Here is a 12,301-nt window from a genome sequence, read left to right on the forward strand (position 1 = left end):
AATGAATAAAATCAAAAACATTATTATCAAAGGACTTCTTAAAGAGGTTCAAATAGCTGAAAGATCATTAAAATTAAATGAAAAAATATCTAAATCCTACAGTAATATAGAAAGTCAAAATAAAAAAGATATTGCTTATATTATTTATAATTTAACTTATACAGAAATGGTTTTAGCTCTATCTCGTTTGTATGACGAACCAAGTAAAAAATACCCAACTCGTTGTTTAAAAAGTTTATATAAAATAACTAAAGAACAAAATCTATCAGAAGAACTATCTAAATTTCGCTCAGAATCAGAATTAAATCTTTACAAATTTGGTTTCTATCCAGAGTTGATAAAACTACTTAAAAGTGACTCAAATAGAAAATTCATAAAACATTCAACTAACTTTTTTGAAGCAGAAGAAATTAACCCCCCTTTGGTAGGGAATATTCAAAAACTAAAAACTATTCGCGATAAATTGCTTGCTCATAATGAAGATATTGAGATTGACACTTCAGTACCATACAAAATGGCATATGAACTGATAGACCATGCGAAAAAGGTTTTATCTTTCTTCTCACTAACGTACACAGGAATAACTTTATTTATAGGTAACAAATTTGTTACTGATATTCATAGTAATAAGTGGGAAAAAATGTTCGAAAAATTCATAGATAAATAAAATACTTAACACCAGCTATAGTTAAGCGTAGAGATAGTTTGATTAACCAAAGTGAAACTACATATTTAAAGTTATATCAGAAAATAATAAATCAATAAGAAGTTCTACTCTTTAATGTTAGATAATAAAAACCTGTCTCTAGTTCTATTTTCTACTTTACCTTATATCCCTCTCATAAACACCGAATACTTATATTCAATTCTCCAGTTTGCTAAATTGTCAATTATAGGAAAACTCTCTTCATAAAGACTAAACAACAAGTTAAGGGTTTCATGAAAATCCTTATCTTTTCATACAGTTATTAGAATAAATTTTTAACAAAGTCAATCTACATACAGTAAACTCTAAAGTAAAAAAACTTCTTATCTTTATAATCTCAAATAAAACTATTGTAAATTGCTGCGCTTTGAAAAAATTTTACTTCACTATATTTCTCTTAATTAGCAGCTTTTCGTTTGCTCAATTTCCTTTTGAAAAACTTCCTTCTACAGAATATAAAGAATATAAGAACTGGAAGCTTTACGATTGGTTAGACACAAAAAATACGATACATCACACACTTACTATTGACTCTTTTTTTGATAATAAAAAGAGCTTAACAGTTCAATTAACCTCTTTACTTACTTATTTCGAAAACACTTCAACGATTCGCTTATTTCGTAATAAAAAAGAAATCTGCAAATTTCCAGAAAGCATGTTATTTTCAACAATAAATACAGGTCACGATCCTATTTACGTTGGAGATATAAATGGTGATGGTCTGAAAGACATAAAAATGATAATTCCGTATATGGGTAATGGTATTTCAGCAATGAATGTTAGAGTAATATACTTATTTCAAACACAAGACTCTACCTTCCATAAGATTTCTTTTACTGATAAAATGGATACTATTCGACCAGAATACGATTTTGATGGAGACGGAAACCATGAAATTATTACAATGACCTTAACAAATTATAGCAATCATAATTATTGGACATTTAATATTTTCGAATACAAAGAAGGTGAATTAAAAAACGTTAATAATAAAGCTAATTATCCTATTATGGTACAATTTCTTAACAAAAAGAACTATACAATTACCAATAAAATTAAAAGAGAAGAAATGAAAAAATTCTCTTTTAATCTTCCTAAGGACTACAAGAGCAAGTAAGAACTACCTATAAAAACCCCTGCTCTTTCATCCAGTTATTAGAATAAATCTTATTCATATAACGAGAACCGTGATCTGGTAAAATTACGACTACTACACTATTTTCATCAAAAAAACCATTGTCTGCGTATTGTTGTGTAGCTTGTAAGGCTGCTCCTGAAGTATACCCTGCAAAAATACCTTCTGCTTTTACTAATTCTCTAGCTTTTAAAGCCGCCTCTTTATCTGATACTTTTTCGTACACATCTACCACATCAAAATCAGTAGAAGTAGGAATTAAGTTTTTACCTAAACCTTCTATTTTATAGGGACTAATTTCATTTGAATCAAACTCACCTGTTTCATGATACTTTTTAATCACTGAGCCCATCGCATCGACTCCTAAAATTTGAATATCAGGATTTTGTTCTTTTAAATAACGTGCTGTTCCAGAAATCGTTCCTCCTGTCCCGCTTGCTGCAACTACGTGAGTTACTTTTCCGTCGGTTTGTTCCCAAATTTCTGGTCCCGTACTCTTATAATGTGCTTCAATATTTAGTTCATTAAAATACTGATTGATATAAATAGACCCTGGATTTTCTCTATGCAATCTTTTAGCTACTTCGTAATACGAACGAGGATCGTCAGGAGTAACATTTGCAGGACAAACATGTACTTCTGCTCCCATAGACTTTAACATGTCTATTTTGTCTTGAGAAGACTTATCACTCACTGCCAAAATACATCTATATCCTTTTACAATACTAATCATTGCCAATGAAAACCCTGTGTTACCAGATGTTGTTTCAACAATAATATCTCCTTCTTTTACGATTCCTTTTTGTTCTGCTGTTTCTATGATATGCAATGCAATTCTATCTTTAGCAGAGTGACCTGGATTAAAAGCTTCAACTTTTGCATAGTAAGTACCCGGTAAATCTTGGGTAATTCGATGCAGTTGAATCATGGGAGTTTGACCTACTAAATCTATTATTGAATTGGTAATACCTTGATGTCTCTTCATTATAGTTTGTAAATAAGAAAAAGTGTCATTACGAAAAACGGACACGAAAAATCTGTTGAGATTGTTCGTTGCTTTCGCAATGACACTTACACTCAATCGAGCGCAAAAATATAATTATTTTTTTAACTTACCTTCTAACATTAAAAAGAACGTATATTCTTCTGCTGTTTCTTTTAAAGCATCGAACCTTCCTGAGGCTCCTCCATGACCTGCTTCCATATTAGTATGTAAGAATAACATGTTGTTATCTGTTTTTAATTCACGTAGTTTCGCTACCCATTTTGCTGGCTCCCAATACTGTACTTGGCTATCATGTAAACCTGTGGTTACTAACATATTTGGGTATGCTTTTGCTTCAACTTGATCGTATGGAGAATACGACTTAATATAATCGTAATATTCTTTATTATTCGGGTTCCCCCATTCGTCATATTCACCTGTAGTTAATGGAATACTATCATCTAGCATGGTAGAAATTACATCAACAAAAGGCACCGCAGCTATGATTCCGTTATATAGCTCAGGATTCATATTTACAATAGCTCCCATTAATAAACCTCCTGCAGAACCTCCCATAGCATATAAATGCTCTGGAGATGTATAACCGTTATCAATTAAATATTTAGAACAATCAATAAAATCGGTAAATGTATTTTTCTTGTTCAACATTTTACCATCTTCATACCACTCACGTCCTAAATACTGACTTCCTCTAATATGCGCTAAAGCATATACAAATCCACGATCTAATAAACTTAAACGTGTTGTTGAAAACCCATCATTAATTGTATATCCGTAAGAACCGTACGCATATTGTAAGATTGGTGTGTTTTTATCAAGCTTCGTATCTTTATGGTGTACAATTGATAACGCTACTTTTTTACCATCACGAGCAGGTACCCATATACGCTTGCTTACATAATTATTTTTATCAAACTTTCCTCCTAAAACTTCTTGCTCCTTTTTAACTTCTTTTGACCTGTCTTTCATATTGAAATCAATCACAGAGCTTGGAGTTGTCATTGAATTATATGAGTAACGAATTACCTCTGTATCGAATTCAGGGTTACCATATACTCCTGCTGAATAGGTTTCTTCTTCAAAAGGTAAGTAGTAGTCTTCAGTTCCATCCCATCGTTTAATACGGATTTTATTCAATCCTTCGTTTCTTTCTTCTAAAACTAAATAGTCTTTAAAAATTGAAAAATCTTCAAATAAGGTATCTTCTCTATGTGGAATTACATCTACCCAGTTTTCTTTCCCAGGCTTATCTACAGGAGTTTTCATCAACTTAAAATTGGTTGCTCCGTCCTTATTGGTTTTAATATAAAAATGATCTCCGTAGTGTGCTACTTCATATTCTAAATCACGCTCACGTGGTTGAATTATTTGCAATTCTCCATCAGGATTATTAGCATCTAATACATGATATTCTGTTGAAACAGTACTATACGAACCTATTATGATATAATCTTTAGATTTTGATTTGGTAACAAAAGCTCCGAACGTATCGTCTTTTTCTTCATACACTAATTCATCTAAAGATGCATCAGAACCCAATGTATGTTTGTAAATCTTTGAAGAACGTAACGTTACAGGATCTTTTTTAGCATAAAACAACGTTTTATTATCATTAGCCCATACAGAACCTCCAGTGGTATTTTCAATAATATCTTTATAGATTTTACCAGTTTCTAAGTTTTTAATTCTAATAAAATATTGACGACGACTAACTGTGTCTGTAGCAAAAGCTGTCATTTTATTATCTGGTGACACATTTAACCCTCCTAGCTGGAAATAATCATATCCTTTTGCTTCATTATTCACATTGAACATGATTTCCTCTTCTGCTTCTAAAGTTTCTTTTTTACGGCTATAAATAGGATATTGCTGTCCTTTTTCATAACGAGTTATGTAAAAGTATCCATCTTTTTTGTATGGTACTGACTCATCATCTTCTTTTATGCGCCCTTTCATTTCTTGAAATAACTCTTCTTGAAACTCTTTAGTTTCTTTTGTCATTTCTTCATAATAAGCGTTCTCTGCATTTAAGTAATCGTATACTTTTTGAGTTTGTTCGTCTTTAACTTCTGCATTTTTTTGAGCATCAGTTAAACGCATCCAAAAATAATCATCAGTACGTATATCTCCGTGTTTCTCTAACTTAGTTGGTTGCTTTTCAGCAACTGGGGCTTTGATATCTTTATTCATTTCTTGTTTTTTGCAAGAACCAAAAATAAGACTAAAAAACAAAGCCGGTAGCATTATTTTTTTCATTTTTTAAGTTGGTTTATATTTCTTGTGAAAATACTATTTTTGTTGGAAAATAAATCATAAAAACTGTACAATATGTTCGGAGATATTTCTGGAATGATGGGTAAACTAAAAGAAGCTCAACAAAAAGTAGAAGAAACAAAAAAACGATTAGATACCGTTTTAATTGATGAAGCAATTGCTGGAGGAAATGTAAAAGTTACCGTAACCGCTAATCGTGAAGTTAAAGCTATTACAGTAGATGAGTCTTTGTTAGATGATAAAGAAGAATTGGAAGACTATTTAATCTTAGCGCTAAACAAAGCATTAAAACGTGCTGGTGAAATTAACGAACAGGAATTAGCTGTTGCTGCTAAAAGCGGAATGCCTAATATTCCTGGAATGGATATGTTCAAATAATAAGTTATGCCTGTACAATTAGAAGATTATATGTTGCCTTGCTTAAACAAAAAATTCTTTGGAGTTGACTGTTTAGGTTGTGGTATACAGCGTGCTTTGAGCTTAATTTCACAAGGAGAGTTCGTTGCTGCTTTTAAAATGTACCCTGCAATATATACTTTATTGCTTTTAGCTTTTGTTGTAGGCATTAACTTCTTCTATAAAGTAAAATATGCTCAAAAAATAATCAGTATATTGGCTATCATTAACATAATTATTATAGTGAGTAGTTATGTTATAAAAATGAATCAATTAATTTAAACTTTAGAAAACTATGGAAAAACAATTCAATCCAACGGCTATTTATGTACTATCTATAATTAGCTTCCTATGTTGTTGTTTTGCTGGATTAGGTATTGTATTGGCTGCACCTGCTTTTATAATGGCAAACAATAAACTAAAAGAAGCTGAAGCAAATCCTGAGCAATACAATGCTGCTACTATCAAGTCTATAAAAACAGCTAAAACAGTTGCTATGATTGCTTTAATATTAAATGCCATTTATTTGTCAATGACTATTTATAGAGTTGCAACAACAGATTGGGATGTTCTTATGGAACAATATAACAGACAGTTAGAACAATATCAATAATAACTCATAAAAAAGCGACCAAATGGTCGCTTTTTTTATATCATTCCTTTGGCTTTAAACTCAAGGTATTTGTTAATTACATTAACCGATAAATGTTGTGGTTTTGTTAAAATAGCATGCACAGCGTTTTTCTCTAACTCTTTTATCATCAAACGTTTTTCGTAAGCATATTTCTCGGCAATTGTTTTATGATACACACTTTGTAAATCTTCTGCATTTTCAGTAATCAACGTATCTAACTCCGTATTTTCAAAAAAAACAGTCACTAGCAAGTGTTTTTTAGCTATTGCTTTTAAATATGGTAATTGCCTTTTTAACGCCGATATATGCTCAAAATTGGTATATAAAATTAACAAGCTACGTTGATTTATTTTTCTTTTAATATTCGCATACAATAACGCAAAATTAGCATCTGAAAAATCGGTTGTAATATTATACAACTCTTCGTTGATAACCGATAAGTTTGTTTTTTTGTTACTGGCAGCTACTATCTTTTCAACCTTTTTGGAAAAGGTAAGCATCCCTGCTTTATCGTTTTTTAATAAGGCTATGTTTGAAAAAGCTAAGGTTGAATTAATTGCATAGTCTAATAACTTCAACCCTTCAAAAGGCATTTTCATGACACGACCTAAATCGATAATAGAATATATGGGTTGCGATTTTTCATCTTGATATTGATTCACCATCAACTCTGCTCTTTTAGCAGTTGCTTTCCAGTTTATGGTACGTACATCATCACCAGGAATATAGTTTTTTATCTGCTCAAACTCCATGGTATGCCCTATTCGTCGGATTTTCTTCATACCAAACTCCGTTAAGTTATTGTGCATCGCCAGAAACTCGTACTTTTTCATTTGTATATATGACGGATATACTTTCACACTTTCTTCCGCAGCAAAGGAATAACGTTTGGAAAACATTTGTAAAAAAGAAGACACGAATATATTTACTTTCCCAAATTTGTATTCCCCCCTTTCAACTGGTCTAACACTATAGGTATAGGTTGATTTCTCACCAGGCTTCAAAGACATTGCATGTTCGAAATCTCTTTTTTGAAATTGTACTGGCAATTCATCAATCAATGAAATAAAAACTTGAAACGGATAATTATTTTCAAGCGTAATGGCTATTTCATTATCATCTGAATTTGATAGTTTTTCTGATGTAATTCTTTTCGCTAAAAATCCATTTTTAAATCGGTATAAGATAAACACATCAACACATATCGTTATTACAAATAACCACACAAGCATCCATGTTACTGAATAAAGCGCAGGAATCCAAAACGAGACTAAAAATAATGCCGAAATAACGCTTATATAGATAAAAAAGCGATTGTGTACGTATAACGATTTAAAGAATTGAATCACTATCTTGGAACTTCTACAGATTGTACAATCATTTCAATCACCTTATCGGCTGTCATCCCTTCCATTTCACGTTCAGGAGTTAACATAATTCTATGGCGTAATACTGGATAAATACTCTTTTTTACATCTTCAGGAATCACAAAATCACGTCCATTGATTGCTGCAAATGCTTTAGAGGCCATTAATACTGCAATACTTGCTCTTGGTGAACCTCCTAAATACAAATGTGCATTGTTACGTGTATTGGAAATAAGTTGTGCTATGTATTTAATTATTTTTTCCTCTACCAATACTTCAAAAACCTTGCTTCTGTATTCTAATAGTTCAGCTTCTGTTAACACTGCTTCTACTTTAGTTTGTGGTAACGCTCCTTTACGTTCGTTATGAGCAGTGATTATCTGTATTTCTTCTTCTAAATTCGGGTACCCAACATTTATTTTAAATAAGAAACGGTCTAATTGCGCTTCTGGTAAAGCATAGGTTCCCTCCTGCTCTATTGGGTTTTGAGTTGCTAATACCATAAAGGGTGGATTCATTTCATAACGCTCACCATCCATTGTAATTTGTTTTTCTTCCATTACCTCAAACAATGCTGCTTGCGTTTTAGCTGGTGCTCTGTTAATTTCATCAATCAACACAATGTTAGAGAAAATCGGCCCTTTTTTAAACTCGAAATCAGATGTTTTCATGTTTAAAACCGAAGTTCCTAATACATCCGAAGGCATTAAATCAGGCGTAAACTGAATTCGGCTGAAATCGGTTGCTATCGTTTTTGCCAATAACTTTGCTGTTACTGTTTTGGCTACTCCAGGAACACCTTCAATCAATACGTGTCCGTCAGCCAGTAAAGAAACCAACAGTAACTCCATAAACTCCTCTTGACCTACAATTACTTTCCCTAGTTGCTCTTTTATTTTTACAACCGCTTCTTTTAACTTTGACAAATCTATTCTACTTGAAAATAACTCATTCGTATTTTCTATTGGATTGTTTTCTGTATCCATCCTATTTTTTTTTATATGCTTTAAAAGCTTCAATAGCTTTATTTAAGGCTATTAAATCTTCTTCGGTTATACTTGATTTTGACTCTATTTGCTCTACCTTTTTAAATAAAGCAACTACTTTTTCTTCTGAATTACCACTTCTATTAGCAAGGTTTTTATAAAAACGTTCGTCTATGTTTAAAGTTGATAATCGGTATTTTATTCTGATATATTCTAAAAAATAGTTGATTTTATGTTCAGCTATATTTTTATGATCTGATTTTTCGTAATACATATTGGCTATAGTACGTGTAAAAGCCAGTGTTTGATTTTTTAACGGTGTAATAACAGGAATTAATCGCTGATTACGCTTTCCTTTAAAAATAATAAAGAACAACACACCTATCAATCCTATATAATATGCCCATTTTAACGATTGGGTTGATAAAATATAATGCATGGGAGAGGTTATTCTACTTTTTCCTGTCTTATAATAGGTATCCCATAAAATGGTATTGTTACTATTAGAACCCACCTCTGCTTCTTTATTACCCGGGTTATTTAGATATGATAACACATTCGCTACGTACTCATAATTATTATCTAATAGCATGTTATAATTCGTAAATGCCTGCGGGAACGTATGCAAATAAAAATTACCTTCTCCGTGTTTAACTTTGATAAAATTCGGCTTTTTACTGATGATGGAATCGTTTTCATTTCGTATTACCAACTCGCCTAAAATAGTTGTATTGAGCGTATCAACTTCAGAAAAATACAGCTTTGAAAAAGCTCTATCAAAATAATACTCTTTTCCACCAAAAATAGGGTTACTCATTTTTTGATAAGCCTTTTCCTCAAACGCTGAAGTAGTTAAATAACTTGTCTTTGTTTGCAACGTATCTAAATATATTCCATTGCTTGCTATGAACACATCATTTCCTCTATCTGCAAACTCTAAAAGCTCATTCAACTCATCTTTGTCAAAATTCACTTTATTATCAAGAAAAAAATAGGTTCCGTTATTCTTATCGTCTTTTAAGTACACATACGGATTTTGGTAGATATCTTTTACTTCACTTTTTGGAAATAAACTTGGCATTTCTTTATGCAATACATATGTACCATATGGAATTTTATGTTTTGCAGCATAACTTGGATACCAATTGATTTCTTTAGGCTTTACAGACTCAACATAAAAAATACCGAGTACTATAAGCACCAACAGACCAATATATATTTTAAGTTTTTTATCCAAATTAGTAAATTTTAGCTAGTGTGTTTTTAAAGTTGTTCTCCGCTTGTGTAAATTTTTCTTTATTTATAGAAAACTCACCATACCACACATAATCGTACAAATAAGTTAACTCTTTAAAATCTGTATACAGTTGTTTTTTAGATGATAACTCTTTTATATAATCTTCGTTTGTTTTTTCTTGCTGCCAAGAAATAAACTCTTTATCTGACAGTTTTTTTAACAGCAACAAATAATAATAACGTACTGCTAGTTGATAATTTCCTTCTGAAGTTGCTTTTTGAATTAACTTTGGTAAGTCTTTATCTTTTATCAATTCTTCTTCTTCCGATAAGTGCACAATAGGTTTAGCCTTTTTACCATCAATAATATTGCGTGCATTTACTTTTAAAAAGAATTTAATAATGAAGAAGAGTACGAGTCCTGCTATTACGTAAGGTAAAATTTTTAAAACAACACGTAAAAATCCTACTGCTGGTGTAATATCATCAAAAATATAAGAGAGAATTTTTATGACGGTTCGTTTTAACCAATCCCATATTTTTTCTAAAATAGTAGGTTCTCTTTTTTCTACAATGTATATAAATTCATCTTTTTGTTTGTACTCCTCTATTTTTTGAGTATCAAACTTTTTTTGTTCTATAATAGTATCATCATACTGCACCTCTATTTTTTCTTCTTGAGAAAAAACAGTGATTGAACAAATAAAAAACGCTATGTAAAAAAGAAACTGCTTCAAAAGATTACTGTCCTATGCTATCAATTCTTTCAATAGTTCCTGTAAGATTTTTTCTTTCATTAATATCGAAATATAAAAGCACATTCGTTATCAAGGTTATTGAATAAAATAGTAGCTGGCCTGCTATTGATATAACATTTAAAATCAAATAAATAGGATCACCAAAAAATCCAAAAACTTGCGCTGGGTCATCACTTCCTGAACCTATCCCCATGCTTATTAATTGATATATAGTTGCTGGTATTTGAAAAACATATCCTAAAATACTTACTAAAATAGACACAACGAAAATCACCCCAAAAGTTTCCCAAAAATATCCGCTTATAAAATTAAAACATTTTCCTACTGCTCCAGAAGCTGTTTCATTCTCAAATACTAAAATTGAAGCTCCTAAAGATAATGCTGGCCAAGTATAAAACACAGGTAATACACATAGCATTGCACTTGCAAATAATAGTAACCCAGCTAAAATACCAAATCCTGTAAACGACCAAAACTTAGCTTTTGTATTGGTTATAACATCTTCTTGTCTAACTACTCCTTTATTATCTATATATGATTTAATATAATACATACCTGCCAAGTTTATAAAAACAATGGCTACTAAATAAGCAATCATCATAATAAACACCGCTCCCACCATTCCTGCAACTGCACTTGTATCTTGGCTCATTATTGAAGAAATAGACATCATGTAGTAAATCATAGAAGCAACCGCTATAACAATAGGTATTGCCGCTATTTTTAAAATTGTTAAAAAGAACTGCTTCCCCTCTAATCTTATAAACTTAAAAGCATCTGAAATAATACTTCCTAAATCTCTTTCTTTTTTAAACTCTACGTATTCTTTATGCATTGGTTTGTTGATTTTTATAAACTTTAATTGGGTATATGACGTAATAAAATATAATGATTGCTAATGAGGTAGTAATGATTAAAATTGCTAACCAATCGGGCATTTCTGTATGACGGGTTACAAAACCTTCTAAAAATCCTGCAACTATAAAAAACGGAATGGTACTTACCATTATTTTTAATCCATCTTTCATGCTTCTTTTAAATGATTCTAGTCGTGAATAGGTTTTTGGAAATAGTAATCCGTTACCTAATACCAATCCGGCACATCCTGCAATAACAATTACTGATATTTCTATGGTTCCGTGAATCCAAATGGTTCTCGACGATTCCCAAAACAACCCTTTATCGTAAAAAAAATATAAGAACGAACCTAACATTATTCCGTTTTGCATCATAATGTATAAGGTCCCTACCGAAAATAACATTCCTAACACAAAGGCATACATAGCTACTTTTATATTATTTACAGTAATTCCAATAAACATGTCTACTTCATTAGCTTTTTTATATACAGCCATTGGATCTCCGTTTTCAATATTCTCCAGAGTCATATTTACATAACCATCTCCTAAAATCAAACGGACAAAATCAATATCGGTTGCGGCTGAAAAAGCACCACAAATAGAAAAAAAAGCAAATACTAAAAACGCAATCAGTAATTGTTTTTGATGACTATAAAACATTAAAGGAAATTCCGTTTTAAAAAAGCTAACAAACCTGTTTTTACTTTCTTTTTTAGTTTTATAAATTTTTTGATGTGCTGCAGATGCTATCGAGTTTAAGTATATTACCGTATTTCCGTTCGGATAAAACGTTTTGGCATAACTCAAATCGTCAGTTAACTCCACATATAAATCAGATAGTTTATCTGGTGAAATAACTGTTTTATTATACAGCGCATCTTCAAAAAGCTGCCACTTTTCTTTATTTTTATTTACAAAGGCAGCTTCTCTCATGAGTTTAAAA

13 protein-coding genes are annotated in these 12,301 nt (G+C 31.2%); 5 read left to right on the forward strand and 8 right to left on the reverse strand.

Annotated elements, in window-relative coordinates; genetic code table 11:
• The first annotated feature begins 1 nt into the window (after position 1).
• A complete protein-coding gene (locus tag ACXIHB_RS03805; RefSeq protein WP_253056374.1) occupies positions 2 to 667 on the forward strand; it encodes a hypothetical protein in 666 nt (221 codons plus the stop codon).
• Between the two features lie 406 nt (positions 668 to 1,073).
• Positions 1,074 to 1,823 (forward strand): FG-GAP repeat domain-containing protein, encoded by a 750-nt coding sequence (locus tag ACXIHB_RS03810; protein WP_462098955.1) that lies wholly within the window; start codon positions 1,074 to 1,076, stop codon positions 1,821 to 1,823.
• A gap of 7 nt (positions 1,824 to 1,830) precedes the next feature.
• On the opposite strand, the gene ACXIHB_RS03815 is transcribed toward ACXIHB_RS03810, so the two are convergent.
• On the reverse strand, positions 1,831 to 2,826 hold the full coding sequence (locus ACXIHB_RS03815) for a PLP-dependent cysteine synthase family protein (RefSeq protein WP_047789484.1): 996 nt from the start codon (positions 2,824 to 2,826) through the stop codon (positions 1,831 to 1,833).
• Between the two features lie 114 nt (positions 2,827 to 2,940).
• Entirely contained in the window at positions 2,941 to 5,037 is a 2,097-nt protein-coding gene (locus ACXIHB_RS03820; RefSeq protein WP_073183445.1) for a S9 family peptidase, read from the reverse strand.
• A 138-nt stretch (positions 5,038 to 5,175) separates the two neighbouring features.
• On the opposite strand from ACXIHB_RS03820, the gene ACXIHB_RS03825 reads away from it, so the two are divergent.
• The 3 genes from ACXIHB_RS03825 to ACXIHB_RS03835 are packed head-to-tail and all read left to right on the forward strand — an operon-like array spanning position 5,176 to position 6,130.
• Positions 5,176 to 5,499: a YbaB/EbfC family nucleoid-associated protein gene (locus ACXIHB_RS03825; RefSeq protein ID WP_047789483.1), complete on the forward strand. Its 324-nt coding sequence runs from the start codon at positions 5,176 to 5,178 to the stop codon at positions 5,497 to 5,499.
• Between the two features lie 6 nt (positions 5,500 to 5,505).
• Positions 5,506 to 5,799 carry a DUF2752 domain-containing protein gene (locus ACXIHB_RS03830; protein ID WP_231128418.1) on the forward strand — a complete coding sequence of 98 codons (294 nt, stop codon included), beginning with the start codon at positions 5,506 to 5,508 and terminating at the stop codon, positions 5,797 to 5,799.
• Between the two features lie 13 nt (positions 5,800 to 5,812).
• A complete protein-coding gene (locus ACXIHB_RS03835; RefSeq protein WP_073182988.1) occupies positions 5,813 to 6,130 on the forward strand; it encodes a CCC motif membrane protein in 318 nt (105 codons plus the stop codon).
• Between the two features lie 35 nt (positions 6,131 to 6,165).
• Here the strand turns inward: ACXIHB_RS03835 and ACXIHB_RS03840 are convergent, their stop codons facing one another.
• The 6 genes from ACXIHB_RS03840 to ACXIHB_RS03865 are packed head-to-tail and all read right to left on the reverse strand — an operon-like array spanning position 6,166 to position 12,291.
• A complete protein-coding gene (locus ACXIHB_RS03840) occupies positions 6,166 to 7,497 on the reverse strand; it encodes a DUF58 domain-containing protein (RefSeq protein ID WP_125064449.1) in 1,332 nt (443 codons plus the stop codon).
• Between the two features lie 2 nt (positions 7,498 to 7,499).
• Complete coding sequence (locus ACXIHB_RS03845) at positions 7,500 to 8,504, reverse strand: AAA family ATPase (RefSeq protein WP_462098956.1); 1,005 nt, start codon at positions 8,502 to 8,504, stop codon at positions 7,500 to 7,502.
• A gap of 1 nt (position 8,505) precedes the next feature.
• Positions 8,506 to 9,741 carry a DUF4350 domain-containing protein gene (locus tag ACXIHB_RS03850; protein WP_462098957.1) on the reverse strand — a complete coding sequence of 412 codons (1,236 nt, stop codon included), beginning with the start codon at positions 9,739 to 9,741 and terminating at the stop codon, positions 8,506 to 8,508.
• Between the two features lies 1 nt (position 9,742).
• Positions 9,743 to 10,477, reverse strand: coding sequence for a DUF4129 domain-containing protein (locus ACXIHB_RS03855; RefSeq protein ID WP_462098958.1), 735 nt, complete (start codon positions 10,475 to 10,477; stop codon positions 9,743 to 9,745).
• A 4-nt stretch (positions 10,478 to 10,481) separates the two neighbouring features.
• Positions 10,482 to 11,333, reverse strand: coding sequence for a hypothetical protein (locus tag ACXIHB_RS03860; protein ID WP_159490892.1), 852 nt, complete (start codon positions 11,331 to 11,333; stop codon positions 10,482 to 10,484).
• Positions 11,326 to 12,291, reverse strand: coding sequence for a stage II sporulation protein M (locus ACXIHB_RS03865; RefSeq protein WP_047789477.1), 966 nt, complete (start codon positions 12,289 to 12,291; stop codon positions 11,326 to 11,328). The genes ACXIHB_RS03860 and ACXIHB_RS03865 overlap by 8 nt, the downstream gene beginning before the upstream one ends.
• Between the last annotated feature and the right edge of the window lie 10 nt (positions 12,292 to 12,301).

Source organism: Tenacibaculum sp. IMCC1 (genome assembly GCF_054906355.1).

What these genes read in the sequence shown, in the direction of transcription:
- ACXIHB_RS03805 (WP_253056374.1), top strand. Translation starts at nt 2, where the DNA reads ATGAATAAAATCAAAAACATTATTATCAAAGGACTTCTTAAAGAGGTT.
- ACXIHB_RS03815 (WP_047789484.1), bottom strand. Translation starts at nt 2,826, where the DNA reads ATGAAGAGACATCAAGGTATTACCAATTCAATAATAGATTTAGTAGGT.
- ACXIHB_RS03820 (WP_073183445.1), bottom strand. Translation starts at nt 5,037, where the DNA reads ATGAATAAAGATATCAAAGCCCCAGTTGCTGAAAAGCAACCAACTAAG.
- ACXIHB_RS03825 (WP_047789483.1), top strand. Translation starts at nt 5,176, where the DNA reads ATGTTCGGAGATATTTCTGGAATGATGGGTAAACTAAAAGAAGCTCAA.
- ACXIHB_RS03830 (WP_231128418.1), top strand. Translation starts at nt 5,506, where the DNA reads ATGCCTGTACAATTAGAAGATTATATGTTGCCTTGCTTAAACAAAAAA.
- ACXIHB_RS03835 (WP_073182988.1), top strand. Translation starts at nt 5,813, where the DNA reads ATGGAAAAACAATTCAATCCAACGGCTATTTATGTACTATCTATAATT.
- ACXIHB_RS03845 (WP_462098956.1), bottom strand. Translation starts at nt 8,504, where the DNA reads ATGGATACAGAAAACAATCCAATAGAAAATACGAATGAGTTATTTTCA.
- ACXIHB_RS03860 (WP_159490892.1), bottom strand. Translation starts at nt 11,333, where the DNA reads ATGCATAAAGAATACGTAGAGTTTAAAAAAGAAAGAGATTTAGGAAGT.
- ACXIHB_RS03865 (WP_047789477.1), bottom strand. Translation starts at nt 12,291, where the DNA reads ATGAGAGAAGCTGCCTTTGTAAATAAAAATAAAGAAAAGTGGCAGCTT.